Below are 16879 nucleotides of genomic sequence, written 5' to 3'. Positions count from 1 at the left end.
CGCGTCATGCCGGTCCGGCCACGTGATCAGATCTGTGTCCTGCCCCGGCGGGGGCGGGTATTCACCTCAGCGGGAACCAGCGGGTGAACAGCTGGGTCAGCGGGCCCACGGCCAGCGCGAACACCAGGGTACCGAGGCCGACCGTGCCGCCGAGCAGCCAGCCGGCCGCCAGCACCGTGATCTCGATGAGGAAGCGGCTCAGCCGTACGGACAGGCCGGTCCGGACCAGGCCGGTCATGATCCCGTCGCGGGGCCCCGCGCCCAGGCCGGCGCTGATGTAGAGGACGGTGGCCAGCGCGATCGACGTCACGCCGAGCGCCACGTAGAGCCAGGCCAGCACGGGGTGGCCGGCGGGCGGCAGCAGGTGGATGGCGGCGTCGGCGAACAGGCCGACGAAGATGACGTTGCTGACCGTGCCGAAGCCGGGCCGCTGCCGCAGCGGGATCCAGGCCAGCATGACCAGGGCGCCGACCACGATGATGACGGTCCCGATCGACAGGCCCGCCCGCAGGCCGACGCCCTGATGGAAGACGTCCCAAGGGCCGTTGCCGAGTCCGGACTCGACCTGGAGGCCGATGCCGGTGCCGTAGAGGGCCAGACCTCCGTACAGGCGGGCCAGCCGGCCGGGCAGGCCGCTGACGGCAGGTATTGTCGCTTCGCTCATAATGACCCCAGCGTGACATGGCACAACTTGCCAAAACAGAGCCAATCATCAAAAGTGGCCCTATGAGGCATTTGTCTGCGGGTCAGGTGGCCCGGCTCGTCGACGTCAGCCCCGAGGCGCGGCCCTACTACCGCGCGCTCGCCGACGGCGTGCGCACCGCGGTCATGGACGGGCAGATCCCGGTGCGGGTGCGCATGCCCGCCGAGCGTCACCTCGCCGAGGCCCTCCAGGTCAGCCGCAACACCGTGACCGCCGCGTACGACCTGCTGCGCGAGCGCGGCTTCCTGGAGAGCAGGCAGGGCTCGGGCAGCTACACCGCGCTGCCCGACCCGGCCGTCAGCTCCGACAGCCCCTGGCTCGCCGCCTACGACGACGGCCTGATCCAGCTGCACGCCGCCGCCCCCGCCGCGCCCCGCGCGATGCGCGAGGCGATGCTGGAGGCCGTCGACGACGTGCCCCGCTACGGGATGGGCAACGGCTACCACCCGCTCGGCCTGCCCCTGCTGCGCGAGCGGATCGCCGCCTACTACACCGCGCGCGGCGTGGCCACCCGGCCGGAGCAGATCCTGGTCACCACCGGCTCCCAGAGCGCCATCAACATCGTGCTCGGGACGCTTATCGGCGTCGGCGACGCGGTCGTCGTCGAGTCGCCCACCTACCCGCACGCCATCGACGCGGCCCGCCTGCGCGGCGCCAAGCTGGCGTCCGTCGGCGTCTCCGCCGAGGGATGGCGGCTCGATCTGGTGTCCGGCGCCATGCGGCAGTCCTCGGCCCGGCTGGCCTACCTGATGCCGGACTTCCAGAACCCGACCGGCGCCCTCATGGACGACCCCGCCCGCGCCGCCGTCACCGAGGCGGCCAAGGCGACCGGCACCCTGCTGCTCGTCGACGAGGCCTGGGCGGAGCTCGAACTGGAGGAGGTGCCGGGCACGACGCCGATGGCCGCCTTCGGCCACGACGGCCAGGTGATCACCATAGGGTCGGCGTCCAAACTCTGGTGGGGCGGGCTGCGCATCGGCTGGGTCCGCGCCACCGCCGCGCTGGCCCGCCGGATGGCCCTGCACCGGGCGTCCAAGGACATCGCCAGCCCCGTGCTGGAGCAACTCGTCGTGGCCCGGCTGTTCGACCGGCTCGAAGAGACCAGGGCCGAACGCCGCCGCAACCTGCGCGCCTCACGCGACGCGCTGGTGGCGGCGCTGCGCGAGCACCTGCCCGAGTGGGAGTTCGCGGTGCCGCGCGGCGGCGGCACGCTCTGGATCCGGCTCGACACCGGCTCCGCCGTCACCCTCGCCGAAGCCGCCGCCTGCCATGGGGTACGACTCGCGCCCGGCCCCTGGTTCGGCCTCGAAGGCACCCTGGAGGGTTACCTGCGCCTGCCGTACACGCAGCCGCCCCAGGTGTTGCGCGAGGCGGTCGCCCGGATCGCCGAGGCCCGCCACCGCGGCCGGGTCGGCTCCGTCCCCCTGCCGGACACGCTCAGCCCGACGGTCTGAGCGGACATCCGCGGCGACCGTCACGTCTGGTCGCCGACACCCGCCGCGGCGACCGTCACATCGGGTCGCCGACATCCGCGGCGGCGGTCACGTCTGGTCGCCGACGCCTCTGGCCAGGGGGGCGCGCCAGTTGTAACGCATGGCGGCGAGGCGGAGGCCGGTGGCGAGGACGGCGGCGGCCAGGGTGGCGGGCCAGCCGTACACGCCGGCGATCGACAGGCCGGCCAGCGCGGTGGAGCCCAGCAGAGCGGGCAGGGCGTAGAGCTGCCGGTCGTACAGCAGGGTGGGGATCTCGCCCGCCAGAATGTCCCGCAGCATGCCGCCGCCCACCGCCGTGGTGACGCCGAGCAGCGTCGCGTGCAGCGGGCTCAGGCCGTAGTCCAGGGCCTTGGCGGTGCCGACCGCGCAGAACAGGCCGAGGCCGGCGGCGTCGAACACCAGGATGGCGGGCATCACCCGGGCCACGTGCGGATGGAAGAAGAAGACCACCACCGCCGCCGCCAGGGGGACCACCACGTAGCCGACGCTCTGGAAGGCGGCGGGGCGCACGTTGAGCACCAGGTCGCGGACGATGCCGCCGCCCAGCGCGGTGATCTCGGCCAGCACCGCCATCCCGACCACGTCGAGTCGCTTGCGCACGCCCATGAGCGCGCCCGACAGGGCGAAGACGAAGATGCCCACGAGATCGAGAAGTTCAGCCACGGTGGCAATGTCTACCGGATCGGCGGCGGCTCGGGCACGTGGTGCTCCGACATCATCACCCGCAGCCTGCGGGTGAACATGAACAGCGCCAGGCCGGCGACGATCGCCATCGCGGCCAGCAGCAGGTAGTAGGCGGGCTCGGACAGCACGTCGCCGAGCCGCCCGGTCTGCCCGCCGACCGCGTCGCCGACCGACACCGCGATGAACCAGACGCCGAGCATCTGCCCCTTGAACGCCAGCGGCGCCAGCTTGGTGGTGACCGACAGCCCGACGGGGCTGAGCGACAGCTCGCCGAAGACCTGGATCAGGTAGACCAGCACCAGCCACCAGACCGTGACCCGGCCCCCCTGGGCCAAGGACGCGGCCAGCGCCATGACCACGAAGCTCAGGCCCACCATGACCAGCGCGAAGGCGAACTTCTGCGGCGTGCTCACCCGCGTGCCCAGCTTGACCCAGAGCGCCGCGAACACCGGCACGAAGATCATGATGAACAGCGGGTTGAACGACTGCGTGGTCGCCGCCTGGATGGTGACGCCGAACAGCGACAGGTCGGTGTGGTTCTGGGCGAAGAAGAGCAGCTTGCTCGGCGCCAGGTCGTAGATCATCCAGAAGATCGAGGCCGCGATGAACAGCCAGATGTACGCCTTCATCCTCGACCGCTCGTCCTCGGTCAGGCCGTGGCCGCCGAGCATGATGTAGCCGAAGTAGAGGACCGGCACCACCAGGATGAGGACCGTCACCACCAGCGTGAACCGGCTGAGCGTGAAGGTGCCGCTCGCCGCCCACACGCCCAGCGCGATCGCCGCCACCGCCACGGCGGCCGAGACGAGCAGGGTGAAGCGCCGCATCTCCCGGGGCGTGAGCGGCACGTCGGGCCGCCCGCCGACGCCCCGCAGGCTCCTGCGGCCGCCCCACGCGTACTGGACCAGGCCCAGCGCCATGCCGACCGCCGCCGCGCCGAAGCCCAGATGCCATTGGTCGTCGGCCGCCAGCCGGCCGACCACGATCGGCGCGAAGAAGGCGCCGAGGTTGATGCCCAGGTAGAACAGGGAGAACCCGGCGTCCCTGCGGGCGTCGTCCTCCTCCGGGTAGAGCTTGCCCACCATGACGGAGATGTTCGGCTTGAGCAGGCCGGTGCCGGCGATGATGAGCAGCAGGCCCAGCCAGACGAAGAACGGCGTCGGCACCGGGACGGCCATGCTGATGTGGCCGCACATGATGACGAACCCGCCCCAGAGCACCGACCTGCGCGGGCCGAGGATCCGGTCGGCGATCCATCCGCCGGGCAGCGCCACCAGGTAGATCAGCGCGCCGTAGACGCCGACGACCGCCTGCGCGGTCTCCTCCGTCATCCCCAGCCCTTGGTGGGCGGGGGAGGCCACCAGGAATGTGGCCAGGATGGCGCGCAGGCCGTACCAGCTGAACCGCTCCCACATCTCCGTGCCGAACAGCGTCGCCAGGCCCCATGGGTGGCCGAAGAACGTCCTGCCGCCGTTGGTCATCCCAGCCCTCCTCCGGACACGAAAAGCGTGCGACCCATCACTCTAGGTGATGAGTGGATCAGACTCTTGCCGCTCCTCGCTCGGTGTGGTGCGATGCATGCCAACCGTGCAAGTGGTTACTGACTGGAGGCGGGTGCCATGGCCGATGTCCTCGGAGTCCGGGCGGAGATCGAGCGGCAGATAGCCGGTCGCACCGTCTGCGAACAGCTCAGGCAGGTTGCGGAGAGTCACCCCGACGCCCCCGCCTACTCCGACCCGGTCGAGGGCGGCGGCTGGGCCACCCTCACCTACGCCGAGGCGCGCGGGCGGGTGCTGGAGATCGCCGCCGGGTTCGCCGCGCTCGGGCTGGAGCCGGGCGAGTCGGTGGCGATGATGATGGTCAACAGGAGCGAGCACGTCCTGGCCGACCTCGGCGCGGTGCACGCGGGCGGGGTGGGCTGCACCGTCTACTCCACCTTCGCGCCCGACCAGATCGCGTTCGTCGCCGACGACGTGGGCGCCAGGATCGCCGTGCTCGGCGGGCCCGCCGAACTCGCCCGCTGGGCGCCCGTCCTCGACCGGCTGCCCGGCCTCCGCAAGATCATCATGTTAGAAGGCGCGCCCGGCGACGACGAGCGGTTCATGCCCTGGCAGGACTTCCTCGACCTGGGCCGCGCCCGGCTCGCCGAGGACCCCGCCGGGGTCGAGGACAGATGGCGCGCGGTCGCGGCCGGCGACGTCGTCACCGTCCTCTACACCTCGGGCACCACCGGCATGCCCAAGGGCGTCCCGCTCAGCCACACCAACGTCTTCTACGAGGTCGAGTCCACCGACAGGCTGACCGCGCTGCCCGTCCAGGGCACCCAGATCTCCTACCTCACCTACGCGCACATCGCCGAGCGGGTGCTCAGCCTCTATCTGCCGCTGGTGAAGGTCTCGCACGTGCACTTCTGCACCGACCTGGCCAACCTCGGCGCCACGCTCGGGCAGGTCAAGCCGATGATGTTCTTCGGCGTGCCGCGCGTGTGGGAGAAGATGATGGCCCGTCTGCACGCCGTGCTCGCCACCCAGCCCGCCGAGCAGCAGGACGCCGTACGGCAGGCCATGGCGGCAGGCGTCGCCTACGTGGAGGCCGGGCAGTGGGGCGGCACCATCACCCCCGAGATCCAGGCCGCCTACGACCAGGCCGACGGCGCGCTCCTGTCGATCATCCGCGGCATGATCGGCTTCGACCGGGCCCAGTGGACCGCCACCGGCGCCGCGCCGCTCTCCGACGAGGTGCAGCGCTTCTACGCCGGGCTCGGGCTGAAGGTCATCGACGTGTACGGGATGACGGAGACGACGGGCGCGTTCACCGGCAACAGCCCCGCCTGCTACCGGCTCGGCACCGTCGGCAGGGCCGAGCCGGGAGTCGAGGTGCGCATCGCCGAGGACGGCGAGATCCTCACCCGCAGCCCGCTCAACACCAGCGGCTACATCAACCGGCCCGAGGCCACCGCCGATCTCATCGACGCCGACGGCTGGCTGCACACTGGCGACATCGGCACCGTGGACGACGACGGCTTCTATCGGGTCGTGGACCGTAAGAAGGAGCTGATCATCACCGCCGGCGGCGAGAACATCTCGCCGGCCGAGATCGAGAACCACCTCAAGGAGCACCAGCTCATCGGTCAGGCCCTCGCCTACGGAGACAACCGGCCGCACCCGGTGGCGGTGCTCACCCTCGACGGGGAGGTCGCGCCCGGCTGGGCGCAGGCACGCGGCATCACCTTCACCGGCCTCACCGACCTGGCCGCGCACCCGGACGTGCTCAAGGAGGTGGAGGCGGCCGTCGAGGCGGCCAACGCCAAGCTCGCCCGGGTGCAGCAGGTCAAGAAGTGGGTGCTGCTCGGCACCGAGTGGACGATCGAGACCGAGGAGCTGACCCCCAGCCTGAAGCTGAAGCGGCGCGTCGTGCACGCCAAGTACGCCGAGCTCATCGAGGGGCTCTACGCCGGCTGACCTGAAGTTGCCGGCTGACCTGTAGGTGCCGGTCGATCTGAGGGTGCCGGTCGATCTGGAGGTACGGTCCCTCCCGGCCGGTTTTTGCCATCCGGGGCGTGTGTCGTGGTCCTGGACATTACCGGGCGGTTCTTACCGTCTTGATCATGACCAGAAGCCTTCTCCTCGTCTCGCTCGCGGCGGGGGCGCTCACGGTTCCCATGCCTGCGTCCTCCGCTGCGGCCGAGCCCGCCATCCGTCAGATCAACGTACGGCCCGCGGCCCCGGTGGTCGGGGCCGGGAACTCCGTCCGCCTGGTGATCGACGTGGTCGCCAAGGGGGTGAGAGGACAGGACGGGGTGAGCATCAAGGTCGAGCCGGGGGCGCCGCCCGGCCCCGACCAGCGGCCGTCCGCGCCGCCGCCCTCGGACGAATCCGATGACCGGCGGCCCTCGGACGACTCGGACGAGCGGCGGCCCTCGGACGAATCCGACGAGCGGCGGCCCTCGGACACCGGCGACGACACGTGGTCCAGAACCGGCGAGCCGCCGGTCCAGGAAAGCTGGGACGAATGGTCCGACGAGCCATCTTCGGAGAACGCGGAAGGCTGGTCCGAATCGGACGACTCGCCCGCCGCCACGAACGACGAGTCGCGTAAGGAGCCGTCCAGCCGGCAGCGCGCCGAACCACCCGCCAAGATCCGGCCGAATGCCAAGTCCCCGGCCGGGGCCGAGACCCGGCCGGACGCTGAATCGCCGACCGGGGCCGAGATCCGCCCGGATGCCGAATCGCCGGCCGAGGCCGAGGTCCGCCCGGATGCCGAATCACCGACCGAGAGCGAGATCCGGCCGGACGCCGAGTCGCCGGTCGGGGAGCGTTCCGCCGAGGGGGACATCCCGGCCGCCGAGTCGGCGAAGAAGGAAGCCTCGTCCTCTGAGGCCGCGCCGCCGGCCTGGAGCCTCGCCCCCGATTCCATGCGGATGCGTGGTGGCTGGCAGACCTGGCGCTTCCTGCCCGACAAGCCGCTGAATCGGTATTACCCCGCCGGCACCTGGACCATCACCGCGACCGCCAAGGGCCCGAACGGGACGAGCGTGACGTCGTACGCGTCGTTCCAGCTCAAGCGGGAGAGCAAGCTCAGCACGGTGCGGGTGGCCAGGGCGGGCGACGCCCAGGGTGTACGGCTGAGCGGCTCGCTCACCAGGCTTGACCCGCGCGGCACGACCGATTTCTCGCCGTTCGCCCGGCAGCGGGTGGAGATCCTCTGGCGCGAGGACGCGACGGGGACGTGGCGGCGGGTCGCCGAGGCCACCACCACCGCCAGCGGCGCGTTCCATCGCACCGTCTCCGGCCGGCCCGGCGGCGACTGGCGCGTCCGCTACCTAGGAACCGGACACTACGCCCCAGACGACTCGAAAATCCGACAAATCAACTAATAGCGCAATAAAACAACACCAATAGCGATAAATGCCGTACGTCGTGAGATGTCGTTGTTAAATCGTGATCTGACTTCCGAGAACTTTTCTTTACCCAAACGCGTCAATCGCGTTGACGCACCCCGTTCGGTGTGCGTCCCACACGGGGAAGGAAGTCACCCTCATGATGCGACGTCTCGCCGCCGGAGTAGCGGCGGCCGCCTTGGGCGCCACGGTGCTCGCGGGGGCCGCAGCGCCGGCGTTGGCCAGCTCCGGCAACGACGGCGGTCACACCAGTCTCTCGTTCGACGTCACCCCCGAGCCCGCCTGGCGCGGTCAGCCGGTGACGGTCTCGGGCAGGCTGTCGGTGCGCTGCGACGAGGACTACATCAAGGGCTTCGTCGTGGTGCACCACGCGAACCACTGTGAGGACGAGGGAAGCTGGGACCGCCTCGGCTGGAAGTCGATCGCCATCCTCTTCCAGCCGGCCGGCAGCGGCCAGTGGCAACACGTCAAGTCGGTGAAGACCGGGCGCGACGGCTCCTTCGAGACCAGGGTCCGGGCCTACGAGTCCGGCACCTGGCGGGCGGTCTTCGAGGGCTCGCGCCACCTGGAGTCCTCCACCGCCACCGACTGGGTGAAGGTCATCGGCCACCACCGCAACAGGCACCACCACTAGCCTCCAGCGGGCGGTCACGCCCGGGGAAGCGACTCGACGCCCGGCCACTCCATGAAGTGGCCGGGCGTTCGGCGTTCCCCGGGCGACCGGAGGCGCCCTTCATCAGAAGAGGCTCTCCTTCTGGGGCAGGTCCACGACGCCGGCGAGGGCCAGCGCGGTCACGGCGAGCGCGGTCGCCAGCACCAGCCAGGTGGCCGGGTGGCCGATGTTGAGCGTCCAGGAGGAGCCGAGGCGGGCGGGCACGAACAGGGCGGGATCGGCTCGGTTGGCGTAGACGGCGCCCGCCAGGAACCAGTGCCTGTCGTCGTCCCGCTGGACGACCCCGGACTCCTCCTCTTCCTCGCCGGGCAGCGCGGGCAGGCGGTGTCCCGCCCGGCCTACCCGTACCTCCCAGATCAGCCACGGAACCAGCGGGGCGGCGAGCGGCACGTAGGCGATGACGCGCCAGAAGAGGGTGAACGGGACGATCTCCCACAGCAGCAGAGCCGACAGGAGCAGGCCCAGGCCGAGGCAGGCGGCCGACACCAGCCACAGCACGGCGACACCGCGCAGGTGGACGCGGTAGCGGCGGGCCGAACCCCTGGGCTTGGCCGCGTCGAGGTCGGGGCGGGCCCGCAGCACGACGTAGATCGTCGCGAGGACGACCAGGCCGATGGCGAGCTGGCAGATCACCGGCTCGAGGACGGCGGTGGGGGTCGCCGGGACGCGGCGGGCGGGGTCGATCCCGAAGCCGCGCCACAGCGGCAGCGTGGCCGGCGGCTCGCCGAGACGTGACCATCCGAGGGCCGCCGTGACGAGCAGGATCGCGAGCCCCGGCAGTCCCCAGACCCACGGCAGCCGGACCGGATCGGTGCGGAAGGTGGTGTCGACCGTGACGCCTTGACGTCGCTCGGACTGCCAGCCTCCGGCCAGCTTGGCCCGGCGGATCCTGCGGTGGGCGCGGTGGTAGAGCGCGAGCTGGACCAGGCCGAGAGCGGCGGCGGTGACGCCGATGGCGGGCGGCCGGTCGGTCGCGGTGATGAGGGCCGTCACGGGGATCGAGATGGCGGTGGCCGGCGCGGCCGCGAGGACGGTGAGCCGCGCGTAGGCGTGGCGCTCGGCGATGACGGCCGGGTCGGAGGCCCTGTCGGCGGTCACCTGCACACCGAAGGCCAGTGTCGGCCCGCCCAGCGTGGGCAGCGCCAGCATGACGCAGGTGACCAGCGCGATGGCGGCCACGTCGGCGGCGAGCAGCAGCGTCACAGCGTCACCCTCTCGCCCGACGCGAACCCGGCGAGGATCGCCGCACACCGTCGCATCACCTCTTCGCGGTCGAGGCCGTGGACGGTGGCCTCGGCCAGCAGCACCCGCATCCGCTCCTCCCAGGCCTCGGTGAATCCGGCCTCCGGCGGGCCCGTGGAGTGGTCCCGCCGGATGACCGCGCCGCTCTTGCGGTTGATCCGGATCACGCCCTGCTGCCGCAGCAGGTCGTACGCCTTGTTGACGGTGTGGAAGTTGATGCCGAAGTCCGCGGCGAGCTGGCGGGTGGACGGCAGCGGATCGCCCTCCCGCGCCTCGCCGCGAGCGACCGCTTCCACGACCCGATCCCTGATCTGCAGATAGATCGGGACCTCACTGTCCAGATCGAGAGTCAATTGCACGACATCAGCTTAGCTGATATACAACTAGTAGAACAGATAGAACATGAAGCCATAGTGCCGCGGGAGGACATATGATCCAGGTGACGATCCGGCAAGGGATGCTGAAGGTGCACTTCGCTTCCTGGGCCAGGTTGTTCAGCGGGGCGAGCACGGTGAGCGTGCCGGTCGACGGCATCCGCGAGGCGCGCCACCTCGACCGGCCGCTGGCGGCAGCCACCGGATGGCGCGCCGGCCTGGTCGTCAGCGGCGTCATGAAGGTCGGCGTCTGGACCTCCTTCGGCGGCGTCAGGCGATTGGTCGCCGCCCGCCATGGCGAGCCCGGCCTCCGGATCGTCATGAAGGACAGGCGATCGGGCTACGACGAGCTCGTCCTCAGCGTTCGGGACGCCGAGGGGATCCGCCGGGCCCTGGCCGCGGTGGTCGCATGACCGGCGTCCTGGTGCGCGGCCTGACCAAGAGGTTCGGACCCGTTCAGGCCGTCACCGACCTCAGCTTCGACGTCGCGCCGGGGACGGTCACCGGCTTCCTCGGGCCCAACGGCGCGGGCAAGACCACCACCATGCGGATGCTGCTCGGTCTCGTCACCCCGACCTCCGGCACCGCCACGATCGGCGGCAGGCGCTACGCCGACCTGCCCAGGCCCACGGCGACCGTCGGCGCGCTGCTCGACGGTTCGGGCTTCCATCCCGCCCACACCGCCCTGGACCATCTACGCGTCTACGCCCGGATGGGCGGCTACGACGCCGGGCGCGTCGAGCGGGTGGCCGAGGAGACCGGGGTGTCGGCGTTCGCCCGGCGCGGCACGCGCGAGCTGTCCACCGGCATGCGGCAGCGGCTCAACCTCGCCACCGCCCTGCTCGGCGACCCCCGGGTGCTGCTGCTCGACGAGCCGGGCAACGGCCTCGACCCCGAGGGCATCGCCTGGCTGCGCGGATTCCTGCGGGAGCGGGCCGCGCAGGGCTGCGCGGTGCTGGTCTCCAGCCACCAGCTCGCCGAGGTCGAGCAGGTGGCCGACCGGGTCGTGGTGATCCAGCAGGGGCGGCTGGTCGCGACCGCCACCACCGCCGAGCTGGCCGGCGCGCGCAGCGTGCTGGTGCGGTCACCACGGACGGACCTGCTCCGGACGTGCCTGCCGGCCGAGGGCGGTGAGGTGGAGGAGGCCGGATCGGGCGCCCTGCGCGTCCACGGCCTGACCACCGAGCAGGTGGCCACCGCCGCGGCGGCCCACGGCGTCCCGCTGTACGAGATCACCCCCGAACGCCCCACGCTGGAGAAGGCGTTCCTGCACCTGACGAAGGAGACCCGATGATCGCCCTCATCGCGGCGGAGTGGCGGCGCCTGACCACCACCAGGCTCTGGCTGTGGGGGCTGCTGGCCGCGCTCGGCAGCGGCGCTCTGACCGGCCTGCTCGCGCTCGTCGGCCCGGAGAACTTCACCCCTCCGATGCCGGGCCTGCACACCCCCGAGGGCGCCACGGCGCTGCTCGGCCTGCTCGGCTTCACCGCGTTCGTCCCCGCGCTGCTCGGCACGGCCGCCGTGGCCGGTGAATACCGGCACGGCACCGTCTCCACGACCGCGCTGTTCGCGCCCAGGCGCTGGACCTGGCTGGTCGCCAAGCTGGCGGCGTACACCGCGGGCGGGCTCGGCTACGGCGCGGTGGCCGCGGCGGTGGCCGCGGTCGGCCTGTTCGGCGCCGCGGCCCTCAACGGCGTCGAGCTCGGCCTGCCCGCCGGCGTGGTGCTGGCGCTGCTGGCCCGCATCGCCGCGACCATGGCCGTCTACACCCTGCTCGGCGTGGCCATGGGCGCCCTGCTGCGCAATCAGGTGACCGCGCTCGTCGTGGTCGGCGCGTACCTCTACCTGGCCGAGACCCTGCTGATGCTCATCCCGGGCGTCAAGGAGCTCTATCCCTTCCTGCCGGGCGGCGCGACCTCGGCGCTGACCGGGTTCACCCAGCTGGCCGACGCGATCGCCGAGCAGACCGGCGGCACCGCCGTCGCCCTGCTGTCCGCCCCGGCGGGCGGCCTGGTGCTGCTCGGCTACGCGCTGGTCGCCTCGGCGATCGCCGTCATGGTGCCGCTGCGTAGGGACATCACCTGACGGGCACTTGAAGCTCCTTGAAGCCGGCGATCTTCACCGTACGGGCGGAGGCGTCCGCGGGCAGTTCGAACAGGTTCCAGAACTGCTTGGACTGGCCGGGTGCGAACTTCTCGGTGGCCAGGCGCACGCCCGACACGGAGGTGCAGGCGCAGTAGGAGTCGACGCCGCCGTCGTCGGTGGGAACCTGCAGCCTGCCGGGCAGATACTGACGCCCGGCGGCCTCGTCGGTGAGCGTGACGTTGGTCGCCGCCTGGTACTTGAACGACATCCAGTCCTTGGCATGGTGCAACTCGTTGAACCAGGCCTCGCTGTCGCCCTCGTTCGTGACGGTGTAGGTCAGCAGGCCCAGGCCGCCGGGCAGCCGGCGCAGGCCGTTCACCGCCATGGAGATCGGCTGGCCGTCCGCCGCGGCGGTGCCCGTCAGGCCGGTCTCGTCCGGGGTCTCGGCGGGGGAGGCGGTGGCCGGCTCCGGCTCGGCGGGCCGGGGCTTGGCGAAGGTGACCGTGACCCGGCGGTTGCGCCGCTTGCCCTCCTCGGTGTCGTTGCTGTAGAGCGGGCTGCGCGAGCCGTACCCCTTGGCCTGGAAGGTGACGCCCTGCCTGGTCACCAGCGGGGACAGGGCCGCGCGCACGGCCTGGGCGCGGCGCCGCGAGAGCGGGTCGTTGATGGCGTCGGTGCCGGAGGAGTCGGCGTGGCCCTCAACCCGTACGGTGGGGCCCGGCGAGGAGTCGACCAGCTTGGCGGTGCGCGCCAGGATCGTCCGGGCCCGGCCGGTGAGCGTGGCCTTGTTCACCGCGAACAGCACGTCGGAGGAGAGGCTGACCCGCAGGTCCTCGCCGTCGTCGGCGGTCTCTTCGGACTTGTCGAGGGACTGCGAAGGGGTCACGATGCGGCGCGTGATGGTGGTGACGGGCTCGGCGTCGGGGTCGGGGACGTTCATGCCGGCCGGGGTGACGGGCGGCTCGTCGCTGATCGGCACGTCCGGCATGGGCGGGCCGACGGGAGTGACGACCGTGGTGGTGGCCGGGTCACCGGAGGGGGCCGGCAAGACCGCGTAGAGGGTGATCGACTGTCCGGCGTCGATGAAGTAGTCGAGGCCGTCGCGCCGTCGGTCGCTGCACAGGCAGGGGGAGCCGGCGGGCTGGTACGGCAGGATCCAGGTGCGGGCTCGCGCGTCCAGCACGCCGATGCCCGAGGCCCACCGGATCTCTCCCAGGGGGCGCGTGTTGTCGCCCATCTCGCCGGTCCAGGGGATGTGCTTGCCGGTGCCCGTGTTGCTGAGCCTGAGCTGGGCGACCAGGTGTTCGCCCTTGATCCGGTTGAGCCCGACGACCTCGACCTTGAGATCCGGGGTGAGGGTGCTCCGCGTCTCGGCCAGTGCGGGCCGCTCGTCCTGGCCGCTGGCGCTGGGGCTGGGGGAGCCCGAGGGGGAGGGGGGCGTCGTCGCCGAAGCGCTGGGGGAGGGGGGCTCCGTTGGCGGTGCGGGGGTCGGGATGATGCCGCAGGCGGTCAGTCCCGCTGCGGTGAGGGACGTGAGAAGCGCGAGAGGGATCCGATACTTCATCGGACCGATGATGTCGTACTTCCTAGATGCGTGCTTTCGTCCCTGGAATACTGAAATTTCAGTACCTTGTAGTGAAGTTCAGTGACAGGGGGATCCATGGGACGGGTGCCTGGACGAGCCACGCTCAAGGAGGTGGCCGATCGGGCGGGCGTGTCCATCGGCACCGCGTCCGCCGTCTTCTCCGGCAAATCCTGGGTCTCGCCGGACACCGGCTCCGCCGTGCGGCGGGCGGCCGAGGACCTCGGCTATCGGCCGCGGGCCCGCCGGGCGGTCAGGGAGAGCGGGCTGATCGGGTTCGTCTCCTCGGTGAGCGACATGTTCTCGCCGTCGAACCCGTACTACGCCCCCGTCCTGTCCGGGGCGCAGCAGGCCTGCGCGGAGCTGGGGCTGTCGATGACGTACGAGGTGGTCCACCCCGGCGGCGACCGGCTGCCGCTGTGCGTGGAGCGTGAGCAGGTCAGCGGCCTGCTGGTGCTGAGCTTCGCGCCCGACCGCGACTACCTGCGCCGGATCCTCGACGCGGGGGTCACCTGCGTGCTGCTGGAGCACGCCGTCGAGGAGCTGCCCGTCGACCACATCCGGCACGACGACGAGACCGGCGGCTACCTCGCCACCCGCCACCTGCTGGAGCTCGGCCACACCGACCCGCCGCCCGCCGTCATCACCGCCGACGACCGGATCGTGCCCGCCGCCCGGCGGCTGGCCGGATACCGGCGGGCGCTGGCCGAGCACGGGCTGCGCGCGCCCTCCTCCTACGTCAGGCGCAGCGACTTCAGCTCCGCGCTCGGTTACGAGCAGATGGCGGCCCTGCTCGCGCTGCCCAAGCCGCCGACCGCCGTGTTCTGCGCCAACGACGAGTCGGCCCTGGGCGCGCTGGACGCGCTGCGCGACCGCGGGCTGAGCGTCCCCGGCGACGTCAGCGTCATCGGCTACGACGACGTCGCCATGTCCGCGCACGCCTCGCCGCCGCTCACCACCATCGCGGCCGACAAGGAACTGCTGGGCGCGCAGGCGGTCTGGCATCTGGTGCAGCGCATCCAGCGGCCCGGCATGACCAGCCGCGACACCAAGCTGGCGGTCCGGTTGGTGCGGCGCCGCTCCACGGCTGAACCTGCCGCTTGATCAGTACGTACCTCCACACATCGGACAAAGTGTGCCCATGGAGGTGTGGTGGAGCTCAGCCTTTTGCGCGCACAGGCGCACAGCCCCTCGTACTTTTCCCTGATGAGGGGTTCGGTGGGACAGAGCGCCCCGGTGGACTTCTGCATCCCGTGCAACCCGTACTTCCCGACCCCGGACATCTTCGATCACCTGGGCCGGAACCTGGAGACGATCCTCAAGTTCTACCCCAGCGACGCCGACACCATCACCGCGGAGCTCAGCTCCACGCTCGGCCTGCACCCCAAGACGGTCGCCATGGGCAACGGCTCCACCGAGCTGATCACCTGGATCGACCACCTGCTGGTGCGGGAGAGCCTGGCGGTGCCCATCCCCACCTTCGGCCGCTGGACCGACCAGCCGATGGAGACCGGCAAGCGGGTCGACATGTTCCCGCTGCTGGAGAACCGCAACTTCGGCCTCGACGTCAACGAGTACGTCTCCTTCATCCGGATGCGCGGCTCGCGGGTGGCGGTGATCTGCAACCCGAACAACCCGGACGGCGGTTACCTGCCCAAGCACGAGGTGCTGCGCCTGCTGGACGAGCTCATCGACCTCGACCTGGTGATCGTGGACGAGTCGTTCGGCGACTTCGTCGACGCCGAGCCGTACCCCGGCGTGGCCGCCGAGGCGGCGGTGCGGCCGAACGTGATAGTGCTGCGCAGCCTGGGCAAGAACTTCGGCCTGCACGGCATCCGCTTCGGCTACATGGTGGCCAACCCGGCGCTGGCGGGCAAGGTGCGCGACGCGCTGCCCAAGTGGAACCTCAACTCCTTCGCCGAGGTCGTCGTGTTCATGATGAAGCAGTTCATGGGCGAGTACCAGGAGAGCCTCAGGCGGCTGGCCCAGGACCGGCGGGCGATGTTCCACCAGCTCAGCTGCATGCCGGAGCTGTCGGTCTACGCCTCGCAGGGCAACTTCCTGCTGGTGAAGCTGCCCGCGGGGTTCGACGGGGTGCCGCTGCGTGACCACCTGCTCACCGAGCACGGCGTGTACGTGCGCGAATGCGGCAACAAGCTGGGCACGACCAGTCAGTTCCTGCGCCTGGTGGTGCGGCCGCAGGAGGACGTGCGCCGGCTGCTGGTCGGCATGACGCAGTTCCTCTACTCCGGCAGCCTGCACGAGACACCGGTCGTCGGCATGCACCATCGGCACGTGAACCCGCTGTCCGCCTGACGGCGGGCGCTCGCGGCAGCCGTCCGGTGGGCATGATGGAAGGAGGCTGAAACCCCCCGAAAGGGTTCGCGTATGCCACGCTTAGGCTTCGCCGTGTCCTGCTCCCTCCTGCCGTTCGGATTCGGTTTCTCCATCCTCCTGGTGCTGCTGCTGGAGTGGTTGCGACCCGACCTCATCCCGTTCGAGCTCGGCACCTTCTGGTACGTCGAGCAGCCGGTCTGGACCGCTTTCACCGACTCGCTGCTGCTGGCCTGGCCGCCGATGGCCGCCGGGCTGCTGCTGACGCTGATCAAAGTGCCGGCCCACCGTCAGCTCCAGCGGCAGCTCGCCTGGGGCGACGTCCCGCCGCCGGGACGGGTCATCACGCTGGGCCCGTTCCAGCTCATCTTCCACAGCGCCCTGGAAGAGGTCCTGTTCCGGTGGCTGCTGTTCTACGCGGCCATCGCCGGGGCGGTGATCGCGGACTTCGTGGTGCTGGGCTTCGCCGGTCTGCACCCGATCCCGTGGATCTTCAACGAGGTGCTCATCCCAGTGGCGGACTTCGCCACGGCCGGGCGGCTGCACGAGGTGCTGACCACCGCTCCGTGGGCGGTCGCCGCCGCCATCCTGACCAGCAACGGCCGCTTCCGCAACAGCCACACCTACCAGGGGCTGATCGGCTGGATCTGGTCGTGGTACCTGGGCATGTTCCTGTTCCTGGTCCTGTTCGAGCACGGCCTGGTGGCGGCGATCGCCGTGCACATCGCCTACAACCTGGCCACCCTCCTCCTGCACGTGGCGATCACCGGCGTGCTGCCCCGCATCCTGATCGAGTGAGCCGAACGTGG

At 71.0% G+C, this 16879-nt stretch carries 16 protein-coding genes; 10 read left to right on the top strand and 6 right to left on the bottom strand.

Features of this window, described 5'->3' with window-relative positions:
• Positions 1-61: 61 nt before the first annotated feature.
• A complete protein-coding gene (gene yczE / locus OHA68_RS38620; RefSeq protein ID WP_327104669.1) occupies positions 62-664 on the bottom strand; it encodes a membrane protein YczE in 603 nt (200 codons plus the stop codon).
• A 62-nt stretch (positions 665-726) separates the two neighbouring features.
• On the opposite strand from yczE, the gene yczR reads away from it, so the two are divergent.
• The gene (gene yczR / locus OHA68_RS38615) at positions 727-2157 is read left to right on the top strand and encodes a MocR-like transcription factor YczR (protein WP_327104668.1); all 1431 of its coding nucleotides are present in this window, start codon (positions 727-729) and stop codon (positions 2155-2157) included.
• Positions 2158-2244: 87 nt separating this feature from the next.
• Here yczR and OHA68_RS38610 read toward each other — a convergent pair whose 3' ends face one another.
• Both OHA68_RS38610 and OHA68_RS38605 read right to left on the bottom strand, forming a co-directional pair.
• Positions 2245-2859 (bottom strand): trimeric intracellular cation channel family protein, encoded by a 615-nt coding sequence (locus OHA68_RS38610; protein ID WP_189140424.1) that lies wholly within the window; start codon positions 2857-2859, stop codon positions 2245-2247.
• A gap of 11 nt (positions 2860-2870) precedes the next feature.
• A complete protein-coding gene (locus tag OHA68_RS38605; RefSeq protein ID WP_327104667.1) occupies positions 2871-4361 on the bottom strand; it encodes a peptide MFS transporter in 1491 nt (496 codons plus the stop codon).
• A 138-nt stretch (positions 4362-4499) separates the two neighbouring features.
• Here OHA68_RS38605 and OHA68_RS38600 point away from each other — a divergent pair, with 138 nt between their 5' ends.
• The 3 genes from OHA68_RS38600 (at position 4500) to OHA68_RS38590 (ending at position 8414) form a co-directional block, all read left to right on the top strand.
• Complete coding sequence (locus tag OHA68_RS38600; protein ID WP_327104666.1) at positions 4500-6341, top strand: AMP-dependent synthetase/ligase; 1842 nt, start codon at positions 4500-4502, stop codon at positions 6339-6341.
• A gap of 146 nt (positions 6342-6487) precedes the next feature.
• Positions 6488-7756: a hypothetical protein gene (locus OHA68_RS38595; protein ID WP_327104665.1), complete on the top strand. Its 1269-nt coding sequence runs from the start codon at positions 6488-6490 to the stop codon at positions 7754-7756.
• Positions 7757-7919: 163 nt separating this feature from the next.
• On the top strand, positions 7920-8414 hold the full coding sequence (locus OHA68_RS38590) for a hypothetical protein (RefSeq protein WP_327104664.1): 495 nt from the start codon (positions 7920-7922) through the stop codon (positions 8412-8414).
• A 102-nt stretch (positions 8415-8516) separates the two neighbouring features.
• Here the strand turns inward: OHA68_RS38590 and OHA68_RS38585 are convergent, their stop codons facing one another.
• A complete protein-coding gene (locus OHA68_RS38585; RefSeq protein ID WP_327104663.1) occupies positions 8517-9656 on the bottom strand; it encodes a DUF1648 domain-containing protein in 1140 nt (379 codons plus the stop codon).
• Positions 9653-10054, bottom strand: a complete 402-nt coding sequence (locus tag OHA68_RS38580; protein WP_327104662.1) for a GntR family transcriptional regulator — start codon at positions 10052-10054, stop codon at positions 9653-9655. The genes OHA68_RS38585 and OHA68_RS38580 overlap by 4 nt, the downstream gene beginning before the upstream one ends.
• Positions 10055-10125: 71 nt before the next feature.
• Between OHA68_RS38580 and OHA68_RS38575 the strand changes: the two genes are divergently transcribed.
• From OHA68_RS38575 to OHA68_RS38565, 3 genes are read left to right on the top strand one after another with little or no spacing between them, the layout of a single operon-like run.
• Entirely contained in the window at positions 10126-10482 is a 357-nt protein-coding gene (locus OHA68_RS38575) for a hypothetical protein (protein WP_327104661.1), read from the top strand.
• The gene (locus OHA68_RS38570; RefSeq protein WP_327104660.1) at positions 10479-11363 is read left to right on the top strand and encodes an ABC transporter ATP-binding protein; all 885 of its coding nucleotides are present in this window, start codon (positions 10479-10481) and stop codon (positions 11361-11363) included. The genes OHA68_RS38575 and OHA68_RS38570 overlap by 4 nt, the downstream gene beginning before the upstream one ends.
• Positions 11360-12154, top strand: a complete 795-nt coding sequence (locus tag OHA68_RS38565; RefSeq protein WP_327104659.1) for an ABC transporter permease — start codon at positions 11360-11362, stop codon at positions 12152-12154. Before OHA68_RS38570 ends, OHA68_RS38565 begins: the two co-directional genes overlap by 4 nt.
• Here OHA68_RS38565 and OHA68_RS38560 read toward each other — a convergent pair.
• Positions 12147-13718 carry an OmpA family protein gene (locus tag OHA68_RS38560; RefSeq protein ID WP_327104658.1) on the bottom strand — a complete coding sequence of 524 codons (1572 nt, stop codon included), beginning with the start codon at positions 13716-13718 and terminating at the stop codon, positions 12147-12149. The two genes, OHA68_RS38565 and OHA68_RS38560, sit on opposite strands and share 8 nt — an antisense overlap.
• Positions 13719-13814: 96 nt before the next feature.
• On the opposite strand from OHA68_RS38560, the gene OHA68_RS38555 reads away from it, so the two are divergent.
• The 3 genes from OHA68_RS38555 to OHA68_RS38545 all read left to right on the top strand — a co-directional run bounded on the left by OHA68_RS38555 (position 13815) and on the right by OHA68_RS38545 (position 16868).
• Positions 13815-14840: a LacI family DNA-binding transcriptional regulator gene (locus OHA68_RS38555; RefSeq protein ID WP_327104657.1), complete on the top strand. Its 1026-nt coding sequence runs from the start codon at positions 13815-13817 to the stop codon at positions 14838-14840.
• 102 nt (positions 14841-14942) lie between these two features.
• Positions 14943-16052, top strand: coding sequence for a pyridoxal phosphate-dependent aminotransferase (locus OHA68_RS38550; protein ID WP_189140435.1), 1110 nt, complete (start codon positions 14943-14945; stop codon positions 16050-16052).
• Positions 16053-16124: 72 nt separating this feature from the next.
• Complete coding sequence (locus OHA68_RS38545) at positions 16125-16868, top strand: hypothetical protein (RefSeq protein WP_327104656.1); 744 nt, start codon at positions 16125-16127, stop codon at positions 16866-16868.
• Positions 16869-16879 lie beyond the last annotated feature (11 nt).

The organism is Nonomuraea glycinis, from assembly GCF_035920485.1.
Lineage (GTDB): Bacteria > Actinomycetota > Actinomycetes > Streptosporangiales > Streptosporangiaceae > Nonomuraea > Nonomuraea glycinis.
The sequence above is the reverse complement of the archived record's forward strand: the minus strand, read 5'-3'. Positions and strand labels throughout refer to the sequence as shown.

Excerpts from the sequence above, each read along its gene's own strand:
- OHA68_RS38605 (WP_327104667.1), bottom strand. The coding sequence starts at position 4,361 with ATGACCAACGGCGGCAGGACGTTCTTCGGCCACCCATGGGGCCTGGCG.
- yczE (WP_327104669.1), bottom strand. The coding sequence starts at position 664 with ATGAGCGAAGCGACAATACCTGCCGTCAGCGGCCTGCCCGGCCGGCTG.
- OHA68_RS38575 (WP_327104661.1), top strand. The coding sequence starts at position 10,126 with ATGATCCAGGTGACGATCCGGCAAGGGATGCTGAAGGTGCACTTCGCT.
- OHA68_RS38550 (WP_189140435.1), top strand. The coding sequence starts at position 14,943 with ATGAGGGGTTCGGTGGGACAGAGCGCCCCGGTGGACTTCTGCATCCCG.
- OHA68_RS38545 (WP_327104656.1), top strand. The coding sequence starts at position 16,125 with ATGCCACGCTTAGGCTTCGCCGTGTCCTGCTCCCTCCTGCCGTTCGGA.
- OHA68_RS38555 (WP_327104657.1), top strand. The coding sequence starts at position 13,815 with ATGGGACGGGTGCCTGGACGAGCCACGCTCAAGGAGGTGGCCGATCGG.
- OHA68_RS38570 (WP_327104660.1), top strand. The coding sequence starts at position 10,479 with ATGACCGGCGTCCTGGTGCGCGGCCTGACCAAGAGGTTCGGACCCGTT.
- OHA68_RS38600 (WP_327104666.1), top strand. The coding sequence starts at position 4,500 with ATGGCCGATGTCCTCGGAGTCCGGGCGGAGATCGAGCGGCAGATAGCC.
- yczR (WP_327104668.1), top strand. The coding sequence starts at position 727 with ATGAGGCATTTGTCTGCGGGTCAGGTGGCCCGGCTCGTCGACGTCAGC.
- OHA68_RS38565 (WP_327104659.1), top strand. The coding sequence starts at position 11,360 with ATGATCGCCCTCATCGCGGCGGAGTGGCGGCGCCTGACCACCACCAGG.
- OHA68_RS38595 (WP_327104665.1), top strand. The coding sequence starts at position 6,488 with ATGACCAGAAGCCTTCTCCTCGTCTCGCTCGCGGCGGGGGCGCTCACG.
- OHA68_RS38590 (WP_327104664.1), top strand. The coding sequence starts at position 7,920 with ATGATGCGACGTCTCGCCGCCGGAGTAGCGGCGGCCGCCTTGGGCGCC.
- OHA68_RS38560 (WP_327104658.1), bottom strand. The coding sequence starts at position 13,718 with ATGAAGTATCGGATCCCTCTCGCGCTTCTCACGTCCCTCACCGCAGCG.